Raw genomic sequence first — 16,405 nt, 5'->3', positions numbered from 1 at the left:
GTAAAATCACCGCCCAGAGGGCGGCGTTACGGTAATCATAGGTGAATTTATGGCTAATAATTATCACAAAACCTGGCAATTCTGGATCGATCGCGGCGGCACATTTACCGATATCGTCGCCAAACGCCCCGACGGTAAATTAGTAATTCATAAACTACTATCAGAAAATCCCGATCGCTACATCGACGCACCTTGTCAGGGAATCCGAGAAATATTAGGAATTGGCGATAGTGAACCCATCCCATCAGCAGAAATAGAAGTCATCAAAATGGGTACAACTGTCGCCACCAATGCCTTACTAGAAAGAAAAGGCGATCGCACCTTATTAATCGTTACTAAAGGCTTTCGCGATGCCTTAAGAATTGGCTATCAAAATCGCCCCAATATCTTCGCCCTTCAGATTATTTTACCAGAAATGCTATATGAAAAAGTAGTAGAAGTAGAAGAACGTTACAGTGCCAATGGAGAAGAATTAATTCCTGTCAATATAGAATTTATACCCTATTTACAACAAGCATATAATGACGGAATCCGTAGTTGTGCCATTGTATTTATGCACAGCTATCGTTACCCAGACCATGAGAAACAAGTTGCCAAAATAGCCAAAGAAATTGGCTTTACCCAGATTTCCGTGTCTCACGAAGTTAGCCCATTAATGAAGTTTGTATCACGGGGAGATACCACCGTTGTCGATGCTTATTTATCTCCCATTTCACGGCGATATGTAGATCAAATAACCAGTCAATTATCCGCAGAAAATACTCAGCCAAACTTAATGTTTATGCAGTCCAATGGTGGATTAGTAGCTGCGGAAAAATTTCAAGGCAAAAATAGCATCTTATCCGGTCCAGCAGGGGGAATTGTCGGCGCAGTTGAAACCAGTTTAAGGGCAGGATTTGATAAAATAATTACCTTTGATATGGGCGGTACATCAACGGATGTCGCACATTTTAATGGTGAATATGAACGGGAATTTGAAACAGAAATTGCCGGGGTAAGATTGCGATCGCCAATGATGGCCATTCACACTGTCGCGGCCGGTGGCGGTTCGATCGCGTTTTTTGATGGTTCCCGCTACCGGGTGGGGCCGGAGTCCGCAGGCGCGAATCCAGGGCCCGCCTGTTATCGCAGAGGTGGCCCGCTGACGGTGACGGATTGTAATGTGATGTTGGGCAAAATTCACCCCGAATTTTTCCCGAAAGTGTTTGGCCCGCAAGGCGATTTACCCCTGGATGCGGGGGTTGTAAGGCGGAAATTTGAGGAGTTGGCGATCGCGATACCTACGGCTGGCTACGCCTACGCAGATGGCCGAACTGCGGAACAGGTGGCGGCCGGTTTTTTAGCGATCGCAGTGGCAAAAATGGCGAACGCGATCAAAAAAATCTCACTTCAGCGCGGTTATGATGTGAGTGAGTATACTTTGTGCTGTTTTGGGGGCGCTGGCGGTCAACACGCTTGCGCGATCGCAGACGCTTTGGGAATGAAACAGGTATTTATTCATCCTTATGCGGGGGTTTTATCAGCTTACGGAATGGGTTTGGCGGATGTACGAGTAATTAGGGAAAAGGCAATTGAAGCCAAGTTAAATAGTGAATTATTAACTAAACTACCGTCAGTATTTTCTGATTTAGAAGCGGATGGCAAACAAGAATTAAACAGCAAAGGCGCAGAGGTCAAAGTTATTCGCAAGCTACATTTGAAGTATCAAGGAAGTGATTCAGCTTTGATTGTTAATTTTGTCGATAATCTAGCTGCGATCGAGTCAGAGTTTGAGTTGGCACACCAACTGCGATACGGTTTTATTTTAGCAGAAAAAGACTTGATTGTAGAAGCGATTTCGGTAGAAGTTGTAGAAAAGATAGAATTTTCAGAGGAACCAGAAATTTCGATCTCTTTTGAAACAGGTTTATTACCTATTTCTAATGTGCAAATGTACGCAGGCGATCGGTGGTGGGATACCCCAGTTTATCAGCGGGAGTATTTACAATCTGGCGAGTGCATTCTTGGCCCTGCAATTATTGTAGAAGCAACGGGTACGAATGTCATTGAACCAGGTTGGCAAGGGGAATTGACGGAACGCAATTATTTGATTTTAAAACGGCAATCGGGTAATATAAAGCCAAAATCTTACCAGAAAAATCTCACAGCTAAAGATCCAGTGATACTGGAGATTTTTAATAATTTGTTTCGCGCAATTGCCGAACAAATGGGCATTACCTTGCAAAACACAAGTTCATCAGTTAACATTAAAGAAAGACTAGATTTTTCCTGCGCTATCTTCGATAGAAACGGGCAATTAGTGGCTAATGCGCCACACATTCCCGTGCATCTTGGTTCCATGAGTGAAAGCGTTGAGGCTTTAATTAACGCCAAAGGTGATGATATCAAACCCGGAGATGTTTATGTTTCCAATAATCCCTACAACGGTGGTACACACTTACCTGATATTACTGTAATTACTCCTATTTTTGCTACAACACAAGAATCTAGTCAATCTGTCCCCAAAGCGATCTTTTATGTCGCATCAAGGGGACATCATGTCGATATCGGTGGTATAACTCCCGGTTCTATGCCTCCTAATAGTAAATCCGTTGAAGAAGAAGGCATATTAATTGATAATTTTCAGCTAGTTAGCGAAGGCAATTTCCGAGAAAAAGAGTTACTAGAAATTTTAAATTATGGTGATTTTCCAGTTCGCAACTCGGCTCAAAATATAGCAGATTTACAGGCGCAAATTGCCGCTAATGAGCGAGGATTGCAAGAACTTATTAAGATGGTAGACTATTATGGATTGGCAACAGTCCAAGCTTATATGGGTTATGTCCAAGATAATGCCGAGGAATCGGTACGCCGGGTAATTGACTTATTAAAAGATGGTGAGTTTACTTATCCAATGGATGCCGGCGGAGTAATTAAAGTAGCAATTACGATTGATAAATCTAGCCGTAGTGCTAAAGTTGATTTTACCGGAACTTCACCACAACAACATAGTAATTTTAATGCCCCTGCTGCTGTTTGTAAAGCCGCAGTTTTGTATGTTTTCCGCACTTTAGTAGATGATGACATTCCCTTAAATGCGGGATGTTTGAAACCTTTAGAAATTATCATTCCTGAAGGTTCAATGTTAAATCCGCGCTATCCGGCGGCGGTAGTTGCAGGTAATGTGGAGACTTCCCAAAATATTACTGATGCTTTATATGGTGCGTTAGGAATTATGGCCGCTTCTCAGGGAACTATGAATAATTTTACCTTTGGTAATCAGCGTTATCAATATTATGAAACCATCTGTGGTGGTTCGGGCGCAGGCGCTAATTTTGACGGTACGGATGCGGTACAAACTCAGATGACTAATTCTCGTTTAACCGATCCAGAAGTATTAGAATGGCGGTTTCCGGTGTTGTTAGAAAGTTTTGCCATTCGTGCTAATAGTGGGGGAATTGGCTATCATTCTGGAGGGAATGGAGTGGTGAGGCGGATACGGTTTCGGGAGGGAATGACGGCGGGAATTTTATCAGGAAGACGGGTAATTTCTCCTTATGGTTTACATGGTGGAGGAGATGGTATTGTAGGGAAAAATTGGGTGGAAAGAAGTGATGGAATGGTGGAAGAATTAGGGAGTACGGCAACTGTGGAAATGCGGCCTGGGGATGTGTTTGTGATTGAGACTCCGGGGGGTGGAGGGTATGGTAGAGTAAAATAAGTAGTATAATTCGGTAGAAGGTAATAATTATTGATATTGGAGAGGCAAAGTTATGGCTAATCAATCTTTCTTCGATAAACCTAAAGAACAGTCTTTGGTTAAAATTGAAATAGTAGCTAAATACTTTTGGGCATGGGCGAAGATAATTATAAATAAAACAAAAAAAAGACAAGAAGTTGCCTACGTCGATCTGTTTTCTGGTCCTGGTTGTTATAAAGATGGTTGTAAGTCTACACCATTACTAATTTTAGAGCGTGCCATTTCTGAACCAGATATGCGAAAACTGTTAGTAACAATTTTTAATGATATAGACTCAAACAATACCGAGTCTCTCCAGCAGGCAATAACAGCCTTACCTGAGATAGATAAGTTAAAACACAAACCAATTATTTTAAATAAGGAGGTGGGAGAAGAAATCATCAATGAGATTAAAAATAATATTAAATCAATGCCAACCCTTTTTTTTATTGATCCTTTTGGTTATAAAGGTTTGTCAATCAATTTAATTGGAAAAGTTATCAACAATTGGGGTAGTGATTGCATATTTTTCTTTAACTACAATCGCATAAATATGGATCTAAATAATCCAGTTGTTAAGAAAGACATGAACTCCTTTTTTGGTGAAGAAAGGGCAAATGCACTTAGAACACAATTGGAATCGACGAAACGGCCTTATGAGCGAGAGTTAATTATTGTGGAGACTATTGCTCAGGCTTTGCAAGAAATAGGTGGTACTTACGTTTTACCTTTTTGCTTTAAAAATGATAGGGGAACCCGAACTAGCCATCACCTAGTTTTTGTATCTAAGCATCCGCTTGGTTACTCAATTATGAAAGAGATTATGGCTAAGGAAAGTTCTACTACAGAACAAGGAGTACCGTCTTTTGATTACAATCCAGCCACACCATATCAACCTTTACTTTTCGAGTTGTCACGACCTCTTGATGCTCTTGAAAATATGCTCTTGGATGAGTTTCTGGGTCAAACACTGACAATGGAAGAAATTTACAATCAGCATAATGTTGGCAAGCGTTACATTAGTAAAAATTACAAAGACGCACTTAGAAAACTAGAACAGCAAGGGCAAATTATGGTAGATCCTCCTGCTAGTAAAAGAAAGAAGCAAAAAGGAGAAATTACTTTTGGGGGTGGAGTCAGAGTTACCTTCCCACCAAAGTAGCAATCCCTGCTTTATTTGAGTTTTGATTTACACTCAAAGTGTGGCTATTCCATTTCTTTTGATGTTGCTTCCAAGCTTTAGGCATCTCATCCCAAATTTTCCCATCTAGCATTCTCCCACCAATTTTAGGTGTTCTCCCCCCCCATTGCTTAAAGAAAAAAGCTACCTCATTCTCCTGACATTGATCGCGGATACTTTGCACCCATTCTATATCCATCGGCCGATGTTTTACCCCCGACTCTCCCCCAACAATTACCCAATCAATTCCCGTTAAATCAAGTTGTAAAGGCCCTAAAAGTGGTTCGCAGGATAAAAAGCGTACCTTGGCATCGACTTTTCGCAAATAATCAACACGATGAACATAATTTTGATTTTCAACAGACACACCCATCCAAATATTATCATGCCAATTAAGTTCAGACGCTAACTCTACTAAACGCTCATGTCGCTTGGTAAGAATTTGATAAATATGATGAGGAGTTTTACCCATTACGTCAAACACTTGTTTCAGAAAATCAAGAGTAACATCTTCATGGAATAAATCACTCATTGAGTTAACAAAAATCCGACTCGGTTTTCGCCAACTCAAAGGTTCTTTCAACCTTTCTGGGTATTCTGTTAAAGTAAACCCATGAGGAAAATTAGTATGAAAACGCTTGGTAATTGCTTCTGCATAACAATGGGTACAACCTGGACTAATTTTATTGCAGCCAGTCGTAGGATTCCATGTTCTATCTGTCCATTCAATACCAGTATTAATACTAGCCATATTTTAACCCTACCACTAAAAAAACAATTTTCTATGATTACTGAAAGTTTTAATTTAGCTATCCTAATTAGGACTTACACAGTAGATCACATAACTAATATACCTTAGATTGAAATAATAATCAACATCTTTCGCCAATTACTAATTATACCAAATCCGGCTTAAATACCCATTACTCTTTAGTCCGCGTAGGCGGACTTTGTTTGTGTAGTAGCGATTTCAAGAGACTGTTGGCGAATTAAAAAAGGGTGAAACCAAACATCCCATAATTCCGGCTCTTTCGTACTTACTATGCTAAAATAAAGGAAGTAAATATATCTTGTTAAAAGGCGCAATTAAATTATCAAATAAACAAAAAGAAAAGTTGAACCAAGTAAAAAAAGCTTCACCGTTAGTAGGAATAATACACTCATTAAAGGAAGAATTTCACTCCTTATTTGAAAAGAGTAAAAACTTAGGGGAAGGGATATTAAAACTAATAGATTGGATTGAAAAAGCCGAGCCATACTATCGAAATAGTGTGCCAATGATTAAACGGTGGTTTGGGGAAATAGATCGAAATCTACTCAAAATCCGTTTGAGTCAATCCCTCATCAGTGTAAATAATCGCCTCCTCCTTCTCAATCCGCGAACGGCGGGAAATCAAACTCTCCCTCTTTTGTGCAGCATCCGCAGTTAGACTACCAGATAATCGCCTAGAGAAGGGCGTTTTTCTTTTTGTTTCCGAATCTGCTACTTCTATCCGCACCCGAATTTTGGGCCCAGAACTGCCCAAACGAATCATCATTCCGTCCACTAGAGGTACTTGAGTTATAACTCGATCGTCTACATAGGTTCCATTTGCACCAAAATTAATAATTTCCCAACCAGAAGGATTATTCCATAACTCTACATGGTGGCGAGAAACTACAGCACTGTAAATAATTACATCATTATCGGTCGCTCGGCCAATCCGAACTACCGATTCTGATTCAAAACTCCAACTTTGAACCGGCACAGACTGGGTGGGATGCAGCAGGGTAAGCGTAATCACTGTTCTAAAATTTGTCAATTTAATCGACGCTCTAGACCTGTCAGTAGAACTCATATCTAGCTGGACTATGAATAGTACGCCCTTCTCTAGGGTGGTTTAATTCTATGATGAATCCTCACAGAGCTGTGTGTCAAGTTACTTCTCATGCGCTGGACTGTTAATATTGGGTTTAAACGGGTCACTATTGAGATTTTCTATCAGTTTCTCCAGTAAGTCACAGATCAAGTCGATCTGTTGCACTGCAATATTTTAGGAATTGATTAAAATTACAGGACTTAGGCATTGTAATGGTGTAGCAAAGGTTTGGGACGATTTAACTTCAGAATTGGCATTTAACAGTTAGCGGTTAACAGTTAACAGTTAACAGTTAACAGTTAACAGTTAACTGTTAACAATTATTTCATCTCCTCAATTCTGGCATTCAAACCATTAGCTACAAACATTTGTAACAGTGCCTCAGCCTTTTCTCGTTCCCGAAAAGCACCCGCCTGTATCACTGACTGGCCGTTGAGAAAGGTACGAAAAGCACCTGGTGCGATCGCCCTTACTCTTGCCAGTTCCCGTTCCCCCTGAGCTCCAACTACTACCCGATACCGCAAACCCAAAACGACCCCGTTGGCACTCAAGGAACTGAGATCGCCCTCAGACAAAGAATTAGCGCCTCCCAAACCAGTTGGAACATAACCACCGCTACCGATGGGAATACTCGAACTGGGAACAGGGAGTACACCTTGCGAGAAAACCGGACTGGGACTTTCAATAGAGGGATCGATCTCCCTCGTCAAGGGAGGGGATATAGAACTATTTTCAGGAGTCGGTACTGGAATTTCTACTGCCCCTGGGGGAATTGACGATCGCTCTGGGGCCCTGGGTATGGGAGTTGGCAATGGCCGAGGAAGCGGTTTAGGTTGATTTTCCGCTGGTGGTATAGGAATCGGCAAGGATCGAGAAGGTGGTGCCGGTTGATTCCTCACTGGCGGTATAGCGATCGGCAATGGCCTCGGAGTCGTTGGCTCATTTCTAGAAATTGGAGCTGGGGGATTGTAAACTGGTTGGGAGTTCCCTACAGGGCCAACAATTGGCTGATTATCGCGATTTAACGGCGGCAAAATAGCCGTCACGGGGCGGAAGGTTCCGGCTATATCTACCCGCCCAACAGTGCGGTTACTTACCAATTGATTGCCGTAAGCAGGAATAATTTCGCTAGTTCCAGTGCTGTTAATATCGTAGCGACCGTTATTGCGGATGACATTGCTCCCTGGTTCTGCCGAAGTTCCCAAATCTGGGAGAGAATGTGCGATCGCCACTATCCCATCCCGTTGATTCCGTTCAATATAATTCCCCCGCAACACCGGTCTAGCTGAAGCTTGCACTACAATCCCATCTTTATTAAAAGTAATCCGGTTGCCAATTAGTATAGGTGTCGCGTGCTGTGCGATATTAATCCCAAATCCAGTATTTTCAAAGGTATTGTCTCGAATTTCCCCTTGAGAATTGCCAAAAATCGTAATGCCGTTAGCTCCATTTTTGGAGAAATAATTTCCCCGCACCATTGGCCGAGAATTGCCAACTACAGAAATCCCGTCGTGAGTGTTTCCAGTAAAAGTATTGTTCGCCACCGTCGGAGAGCTCGATTCAATCCACAAACCATAACCCCGGTAATTGGGGTTCGTCACTGTCACTCCCGTAATTCCGGCCCCATCAGCCGCTAAAATCGCGATATTTTGACCAGCAGAAGTCGGACTGAGAAATTGCCCTCCACCTTGGATCAGGATATTTTGACCGCGAGAGTTGGGATCTCCCTGAATTGTCACATTCGGCTTGAGGATCAGAGGAAAAGTTTCGCCTGTTTGGGTACTGTAAGTACCGGGCCCTAGTAGAATTGTTGTGTTGGGTTCAGCCGCGCTCAAAGCGCGGGTAATGCTTTTGAAAGGAGCGCGATCGCTACCATTCCCACCCGTATCGCTACCCGCAGACACGCTGACGTACAATATATTCGTCTGAGACAACTGTTGCCCCTGGGAAACTTGGGATGGCTGCACGGGCGGCACACCTTGCGCCAAAACTGGCTGGTGTACCCCTAACAAAGCGGTGGCAAATAGCGGCGCAAGGCGGCATAATCTTTCTCGCATGGGATGGAGAGGATGGAGAGGATGGGGAAGACTTACTTTTGTTATTCCCTTCGCTCTCCCGCTCCCCCGCTCCCCTGCCCCTCTGCTCCCCTGCTCCTGTGTTCTCCTGTGTTCCTCTCCTAAACTCACAGCGCTCCTCCGAAGTGTGGTGTAGTTTAACTAACCGTTGCACTTTTGTTAATCTTGAATCCGGTCAAATCACAAGGTAAAAATTTATAAAATTATATCTCTTAATGGCACAATTTGAAAGAGCTACCGTTGGGAAATCTGGCAAGGATGCAGGATTATAGATAGGGACTAGGGGCTAGGGGCTAGGGGCTAGGGAAGAAGGGAAGAAGGGAATAGAATCAGCGAGCTTCTGGAACTCAGAGTGTCCTAACTGCCTTGGCGGTTGCTATATTGTAAAGTTTATCTAGAAATAGGGGGCTAATGGTGTGGTAAAAAATTATAAGGGTGGTTCTGATGGGCGATAAACACAGTAAGAATATATTGGCGCAACCAGCTCTCTGCCGGATTTTAGACGCAAATCTAGACAGATCCCGCGAAGGCTTGAGGATTATTGAAGAATGGTGTCGGTTTGGCCTCAAAAGTGTCGAGCTAGCTAAGGAATGCAAACAATTACGGCAGGAATTGGCTTCGTGGCACAGTGTGGATCTGAGAAATGCGCGGGATACTCCAGGCGATCCGGGCACAGATTTAAGTCACCCACAAGAAGAGCATCGATCGAGCATAGAAAGTTTATTGCAGGTGAATTTCTGCCGTGTAGAAGAGGCGCTGCGAGTAGTAGAAGAGTACAGTAAGATTCACGATCCTGAGATGGGAGCTGCTTTTAAGCAGATGCGCTATCGGGTTTATACTCTGGAAAGTAGTTTGCTGGCTTATCGGCGACAACAGCAATTAGCGCGATCGCATTTCTATTTGGTGACGAATCCCTCAGAACATTTATTCGCGATCGTAGAAGCGGCTTTGCAAGGTGGTTTGAATGTTGTGCAGTACCGCGATAAATCCGCTGATGATACTGTTAGACTTTCTAAAGCTGAAAAACTATGTCAACTTTGCCACCGTTACGGTGCTTTGTTTATTATCAATGACCGAGTGGATTTAGCGATCGCCACAGGTGCAGATGGCGTACATCTCGGACAGCAAGATATACCCATTAGTTTAGCACGGCAATTACTCGGCCCTGGACGCATTATCGGCCGTTCTACTACTAATAAGGAGGAAATGCAGCAAGCAATTAAAGACGGAGCTGATTATATTGGAGTTGGCCCCGTTTACGAAACTCCCACTAAACCTGGTAAATCAGCAGCAGGTTTGGATTATGTACGTTATGCGGTTGAACATTCGACAGTTCCCTGGTTCGCGATCGGCGGAATTGATATCAATAACCTTGAGGAAGTATTGAAAGCGGGAGCCGATCGCATCGCAGTCGTGCGCTCTGTGATGGAAGCTGAACAGCCAACTCTGGTTACGCAGTATTTTATCTCCCAATTAACTCGCGTTCAAACTATGCGCTCTCAGAAAAATCTCCCAGGAAACTCTTAAGAAGTTTTGATTTATAAGAGTTCGTAACGCCGCCGTGTCGGCGGTATTCTTACCGTTAAGACGGCGGCGTTACGCTGGATTCTATCAAAATTTAAGACTGTTAACTTATAGCAACCGCCAAGGTGGTTAAGACGTTCTGAGTTCCTGAAGCTTGATTCTATTCCCTTCTTTCCCTAGCCCCTAGCCCCTAGCCCCTAGCCCCTTCTTTCCCTAGCCCCTAGCTATAAAACTCATGTCTAATCAAATTACATTACAAGTTAACGGAGAAAAGTGTAACTGTCCGCAACAAACTCAACTGCCTAACTTACTGCAACATTTAGGATTAAACCCCCGATTAGTAGCAGTGGAATACAACGGTGAGATACTGCATCGGCAATTTTGGGAAGAAACCGAAATGCAAGAAGGCGATCGCTTGGAAATTGTCACTATTGTGGGAGGAGGTTAAAGGAGGCAGGGGGCAGGAGGAAAATGCAATCAGAGAAATGGTTTGGGGGATTCAGAGCAAAACCTAAAGGTTCCAGTAAACTAAATAGAATAAGCTTTCATTATTTTGGGTAATGTAAGGTGATGACAAATTCAGTTCCTTCTCCTAATCTAGAGTTGACTTTCAAAGAACCGCCATGTTTTTCCTCAACGATTTGACGCGCGATCGCCAGTCCTAAACCTGTCCCTTTCCCTACAGCCTTAGTAGTAAATAAATGAGCGAATATTTGGGCTTTAACTTCTTCACTCATCCCTCGACCATTATCAGCAATGGTGATTTTTACCTGTTGATTTTCCCCGGAAGTAATAATTTTAATCCGATTAGGTTCGGTCTTGATTTCCGCAAAACTTCGACCAATATTTGACTCATCTAAGGCATCAATCGCATTGGCCAAGATATTCATAAACACCTGGTTAAGCTGTCCAGGGAAGCATTCAATCGCAGGAATATTGCCGTAGTCTTTCACTACTTCAATGGCGGGTCGCTCATCGTTGGCTTTCAATCGATATTTGAGAATTAAGATCGTGCTATCGATGCCCTCGTGGATGTTAAAAGGCACTTTGTAGTCTTTGTCAGCACGAGAGAAAGTGCGGAGTGAAGTGCTGATACCTTTGATGCGATCGCACCCCAATTGCATCGAGTCAATCATTTTGGGCAAATCTTCGATAATATAGTCTAAATCGATATCTTCGGCATGATCGGCAATGTTGGCAGCAGATGCTTGGGTGCGATACAAATCTAGATGTTCCGTTAAGTCTTGAACTGTGGATTTGGCTTCATTCAAATTGCCAGAAATAAAGCCGACGGGATTATTAATTTCATGAGCAACGCCAGCAACTAAGTTACCCAATGCTGACATCTTTTCGCTTTGAATCATTTGCAGTTGGGTTTGTTGTAAATCTTGTAAGGCTTGCTCTAGCTGTTGGGAATAGGTTTGTGACTGCTCATAAAGTCGGGCATTTTCTAAAGAGATGGCGGCTTGAGCGCAAAGTAAATTCAGGAGTTCCACGCGATCGCTTGTAAACGCCCCCGTTACTAAACTGTTTTCCAGGTACAAAATCCCCATCAACTTACCTTGATGCAAAATCGGGCTACACAAAATACTTTTAGGCTGCTGACGAATGATATAGGGGTCATTAGCTAAGGTGAGCTCGGCGATCGCATCAATTAGCACAACAGTCTGCCTCTCGTGCTTGACTTTGTAAATTAGCTTTAAGGGAATATCCTGACTGTCCTCAATGGGAAGGCGTTGCAATACGACTGGCTCCGAACCCTCAATAATTAACCCTTTAATTAGTAAGCGATCGTCTCGCAACAGCATTAACACACATTTATCGGCTCCAGCATTTTCGATAACGATAGAAAGCAACGATGAAAGCAGTTTTTCGAGTTCGATTTCGCCTGAGATAGTTTGAGAAGCTTTAAGAATGGCAGCTAAATCTAGAGTTCCAGAAATATTGCTACTCTGGGAAGTGGCGGAACTGGTAGAAGTGACACTCCTCAATGTGAAGATAGTTTCGTTAGTTGACAGGGGAGAACTGGTTTGCTGGAGGATGGGAGCAAGCAATTGAGGATAGCGTTGTTCTAAGTCAGCAACTTTGGCTTTCGCACCCCAACGAGCATAGCCATAGTAGGCTTCAATCATGTAGTCCCCAGCAATGCGCTGTCTGCCCCAGTCGAGGTAGAATTTAGCTGCGAGTTCGTTGGCAAGTGCTTCTTCTTGGGTATATTCGTTGGCTTTGGCTAGAGTTATCGCCTTGTCATAAAACTCAATTGCTTCGGCTTTTTGTCCTAACACTCGATATTTTTCCGCCGCTACCAAATCAACCTTATGTTGATAATTCATGGGTGCATGATCCGCCCATTGCTGTAACTTGGTTTGATTTTCTATGACACCCTGCAATGCTTCTGATGTTTCATCTAACTGTGGATTTAATTGTGCCAGAGTTAGCAGAGAATCATAAAGATAAAATACTGGTTCGGTGACTAATCCCGCACCAGCCATAAAATAGCGCCTGACTTCAATAGCATGATTTTTCGCTGGCTCAATTTCTCCAAACAAGAAACAAAGCATTAGTTTATACAAATGGAAAATATACAATCCATATCCATCTTTGGCAGACTGTAGATGCGGTCGAAATTCTGTTTCTTCAAGGGCTTTCCCAGACAAAAGGGTGGTATGTTCTGCAAGACCTAGCAAATTTAAAACAGGTTGCCAATAAATCCGGCAATAATTTGCGGTTGTCAATTGATTTAATTGCATCAAACTATGGCAGTAGGCGCAAATATCCTGCTCTAAGGTAGCCAAGGATTGACCACACCAAAAAGAATTGAGACAAAAACTGTGGCCATTGTACCCAGCAAGTACCAAGTTCCCAAATTCTATGGCAGTGGTGTAACCTTCTTGCAAGAGGGGTAGTGTTTCTTTAATGTGAGATTTGCGGTGTACAACAAATAACCCCAAAATCATCAAAACCTCTGTTTTAGTGGCTTTGGCATCGAGTTTTGAGATAATCTGGAGTGCCAGAGAACCAAACTGTGTTCCTGTATCTACGACTTGGAAGAAATTGCAGAGAATATTGCCATAGTTCGCATAGCTGTAAGCAGAAATCGATGTGTTACCGTACTGAATGGAAAGTTTAACCGAGAAAGTATTCAGCAATGGGAACAGCGCTGAGCCAGTGAGGTAGGCTGCTGGGCTGATGATATTCCCAATCTTCAGAATAGCGAGTTTTTCGGCATCTCGCATCTCAGGCAAGTTAACCAAATCGGCAATTTGCCTATTTCCAATCAGTTCCTCAATCTCTTGGATTTCTTGTTGCAGATCTGATGGTGTGGGTGTTTCAGGAAAGGTAACACCAAGCTGTTGTAAGACCGGTTGGGCGATCGCGATCGCTGAGGTCAATTTACTTTGGAAAATATGCGATTGAATTCTAATGCAGTAAACATTAACCTTTTCTAGTAACGAATGTGCCTGTTCAATGACAGTATCAATGAACTGTTCCATCGCCTCAAAATTACCATTTAGCAGTGCCACTTCCGCAGCTAATTCATGCAAGGCGAGGGTCATTTCATACTGCTGCTGCCAAGTATTTTCTGACAACAAAGACAATCCTATTGTGGCATATTCACGCGCTGCTTGATAGGCGGTTGAACTTTTGGCTTTGCGACAGGCAATTAAATTGAGCCCAGCTAATTCTTCTCGTTCTGTTGGTTGGGTAATTAAAACAGTTCCGTGATTTAATTGATTGACGATTTCAAAAATCCGGTCTTCTCTTGCTTGTGCGGAAATCTGTTGCAGCAGTAGTTTTCCGATTTGGTAATGAGTCGCCTGTTTTTGGTCATCGGGAATTAGGGAATAGGCGGCTTGTTGAACGCGATCGTGTAAAAATTTGTAGGTAACGTTTTGAGACTTTTCTGAAGTAACGGCTTGACTTTCTGCCCCTACATAAAATTTATAAACATCACCGATCGGTAAAATCAAACCTTCTTGCAATGCTTTCCATAAATTGGCTGCGGTTTCTACTTCTGAGTGTTCCGAAACAATTGCTAATGTTGCTAGATCGAACTGATTGCCAATACAAGCGGCTAACTTCAGAATATTCTGGGTTGCTAAGGGTAACTTCTCTAACTGCAACGCCATAAATTCTACGACATCATCGGTCAAGGCTTGTTGATTAATCTGGGACAGATCGCATTGCCACCCCCCCGTAGCCCCCCCTTGGTAAGGGGGGGTTGGGGGGGTAAATTGAATGAGATTTTCTTCGTGTAGGGCTTTGAGAAATTGGGTGGCAAAAAATGGGTTGCCTTTGGTTTTCTGATAGACTAATTGTGAAAGGGGTAATGCCAAAGTTTCTGTACTTTTCAGGGTATCAGCGACTAATTGATTGATTTGGGATTGACTCAGGGGTGTTAAAGTAATAGTATTAATGACTGCTTGGTTTTTTTGAATTTCGCTCAATGTCAGCATTAATGGATGGGCTGGATTGACTTCGTTATCCCGATAAGCACCAATGATGAAAAGATGACCTGTATCAGCCATTAATAGCTGCATCAACTTTAATGATGCTGAATCAGCCCATTGTAAATCATCTAAAAAGATCGTTAACGGATGTTCGGCGCTAGTAAATACTTGGGTGAATTTTTGAAACAATAAATTAAAGCGATTTTGGGCTGCCGTTCCTGATAATTCCACTGCTGGTGGTTGTTCGCCAATGATTTTTTCTAATTCGGGAATGACTTCAATAATTACCTGACCGTTGTCTCCGACAGTTTCTAATATTTGATGTTTCCATTGCTCTAGTTGGAGATCGCTTTCGGTTAACAATTGCCCCATTAAATCCCGAAATGCTTGTACGAAAGCAGAGAAGGGAATATTGCGTTGAAATTGGTCAAATTTGCCTTTGATAAAATAACCGCGTTGCCGCACAATTGGTTTATGAACTTCGTTGACAACGGCGGTTTTCCCAATCCCCGAAAAACCTGCTACCAGCATCATTTCTGTTGCACCCAGACTGACTCTTTCAAAGGCTTGCAGTAAAGTGGCTGCTTCGGTTTCTCGTCCGTAGAGTCGATCGGGGATGATGAAGCGATCGCTCACATCCCTTCGCGCAATTTCAAAACTCTCAATCGAACCCGTTTCTGTTAGTTGATGTAAACAATTTTCTAAATCAAACTTTAATCCCAATGCACTTTGATATCTATCTTCGGCATTTTTCGCCATCAATTTGGTGACGATTTCTGATAGTACAGATGGAATTTCGGAATGAATTTCATCTACTAAAGGAGAGGGTTTCGCAATATGACAATGTACTAGCTCCATTGGGTCATTTGACTTAAACGGTAACTTTTCTGTGAGTAATTCGTAAAAAGTTACACCCAAAGAATAGAAGTCAGTTCGGTAGTCAATTCCCCGATTCATTCTCCCGGTTTGTTCTGGAGAAATATAAGCGAGTGTCCCTTCTAACACATTGGGATTGATGAGTGTTTGCGTTTCTCGTGGGAGTAGAGAGGCAATACTGAAGTCAATTAATTTGACTTGTTTTGTCTCAGGATTAATTAAGATATTACTGAGTTTAATATCTTTGTGAATAATGCGATCGCGATACAGTATATCTAAGGTATTGCAGAGGGCGATCGCGATCTGTAAAAACTCCCTCAAAGAGAGTCGATTTTGTCCTTTCAGTGCCCATTCTTGAAGAGAAATTCCCCCAAAATCTTCCATGACTAACACATAGCCATTTTGGTAGACTTCTAGGCTATAAGTTTGAATAATCAGAGGTGAATTAAGATTTTTAGCAATCGTGTATTGATTGCGAAACTGCACGAGTTCGCTAAAATTGGGATAGTCGTTTTTCAGCAGTTTGATGACAACTGGTAATTGGTCTGATGTACGGATAGCCCGATATACTACAGTCCGACTTCCTGAATAAACGGTTTCAACAATTTGATAGTTAGGAATTTGAACGGTTGTGGGAGAGTTGGTGTTTTTGTGAGAGTTATTCATGACCGTTTTTATTTGAGAATTGATGGGTGAGTCATGGGTTAAATGACTCTGGATGC

Annotated in this window: 9 protein-coding genes; 5 read left to right on the top strand and 4 right to left on the bottom strand. The window is 42.5% G+C overall.

Annotated elements, in window-relative coordinates:
• Positions 1 to 49 precede the first annotated feature (49 nt).
• Positions 50 to 3,700 (top strand): hydantoinase B/oxoprolinase family protein, encoded by a 3,651-nt coding sequence (locus PY364_RS19030; protein WP_275524845.1) that lies wholly within the window; start codon positions 50 to 52, stop codon positions 3,698 to 3,700.
• A 52-nt stretch (positions 3,701 to 3,752) separates the two neighbouring features.
• The gene (locus PY364_RS19025; protein WP_275524844.1) at positions 3,753 to 4,880 is read left to right on the top strand and encodes a three-Cys-motif partner protein TcmP; all 1,128 of its coding nucleotides are present in this window, start codon (positions 3,753 to 3,755) and stop codon (positions 4,878 to 4,880) included.
• On the opposite strand, the gene PY364_RS19020 is transcribed toward PY364_RS19025, so the two are convergent.
• Positions 4,861 to 5,649, bottom strand: a complete 789-nt coding sequence (locus PY364_RS19020; protein WP_275524842.1) for a phage Gp37/Gp68 family protein — start codon at positions 5,647 to 5,649, stop codon at positions 4,861 to 4,863. The two genes, PY364_RS19025 and PY364_RS19020, sit on opposite strands and share 20 nt — an antisense overlap.
• Positions 5,650 to 5,968: 319 nt before the next feature.
• Here PY364_RS19020 and PY364_RS19015 point away from each other — a divergent pair, with 319 nt between their 5' ends.
• Entirely contained in the window at positions 5,969 to 6,328 is a 360-nt protein-coding gene (locus PY364_RS19015; RefSeq protein WP_275524841.1) for a transposase, read from the top strand.
• On the opposite strand, the gene PY364_RS19010 is transcribed toward PY364_RS19015, so the two are convergent.
• Both PY364_RS19010 and PY364_RS19005 read right to left on the bottom strand, forming a co-directional pair.
• The gene (locus tag PY364_RS19010) at positions 6,212 to 6,700 is read right to left on the bottom strand and encodes an FHA domain-containing protein (RefSeq protein WP_343278040.1); all 489 of its coding nucleotides are present in this window, start codon (positions 6,698 to 6,700) and stop codon (positions 6,212 to 6,214) included. The genes PY364_RS19015 and PY364_RS19010 overlap by 117 nt on opposite strands.
• A 377-nt stretch (positions 6,701 to 7,077) precedes the next feature.
• Positions 7,078 to 8,943, bottom strand: a complete 1,866-nt coding sequence (locus tag PY364_RS19005; protein ID WP_275524840.1) for a DUF1565 domain-containing protein — start codon at positions 8,941 to 8,943, stop codon at positions 7,078 to 7,080.
• 333 nt (positions 8,944 to 9,276) lie between these two features.
• Here PY364_RS19005 and PY364_RS19000 point away from each other — a divergent pair, with 333 nt between their 5' ends.
• Together PY364_RS19000 and thiS are read left to right on the top strand one after the other, a co-directional pair.
• Positions 9,277 to 10,359: a thiamine phosphate synthase gene (locus tag PY364_RS19000; RefSeq protein WP_275524839.1), complete on the top strand. Its 1,083-nt coding sequence runs from the start codon at positions 9,277 to 9,279 to the stop codon at positions 10,357 to 10,359.
• 232 nt (positions 10,360 to 10,591) lie between these two features.
• Positions 10,592 to 10,804: a sulfur carrier protein ThiS gene (gene thiS, locus PY364_RS18995; protein ID WP_275524837.1), complete on the top strand. Its 213-nt coding sequence runs from the start codon at positions 10,592 to 10,594 to the stop codon at positions 10,802 to 10,804.
• A gap of 100 nt (positions 10,805 to 10,904) precedes the next feature.
• Here thiS and PY364_RS18990 read toward each other — a convergent pair whose 3' ends face one another.
• Positions 10,905 to 16,349, bottom strand: a complete 5,445-nt coding sequence (locus PY364_RS18990) for an ATP-binding sensor histidine kinase (protein ID WP_275524836.1) — start codon at positions 16,347 to 16,349, stop codon at positions 10,905 to 10,907.
• Between the last annotated feature and the right edge of the window lie 56 nt (positions 16,350 to 16,405).

It is taken from the genome of Kamptonema sp. UHCC 0994 (assembly GCF_029167235.1).
In the GTDB taxonomy this organism is placed as follows: domain Bacteria; phylum Cyanobacteriota; class Cyanobacteriia; order Cyanobacteriales; family Microcoleaceae; genus Kamptonema.
This window is presented reverse-complemented; position numbering and strand designations above follow the sequence as displayed.

Coding starts and splice junctions, on each gene's coding strand:
- PY364_RS18990 (WP_275524836.1), bottom strand. CDS start 16,349: ATGAATAACTCTCACAAAAACACCAACTCTCCCACAACCGTTCAAATT.
- PY364_RS19000 (WP_275524839.1), top strand. CDS start 9,277: ATGGGCGATAAACACAGTAAGAATATATTGGCGCAACCAGCTCTCTGC.
- PY364_RS19025 (WP_275524844.1), top strand. CDS start 3,753: ATGGCTAATCAATCTTTCTTCGATAAACCTAAAGAACAGTCTTTGGTT.
- PY364_RS19020 (WP_275524842.1), bottom strand. CDS start 5,649: ATGGCTAGTATTAATACTGGTATTGAATGGACAGATAGAACATGGAAT.
- PY364_RS19030 (WP_275524845.1), top strand. CDS start 50: ATGGCTAATAATTATCACAAAACCTGGCAATTCTGGATCGATCGCGGC.
- thiS (WP_275524837.1), top strand. CDS start 10,592: ATGTCTAATCAAATTACATTACAAGTTAACGGAGAAAAGTGTAACTGT.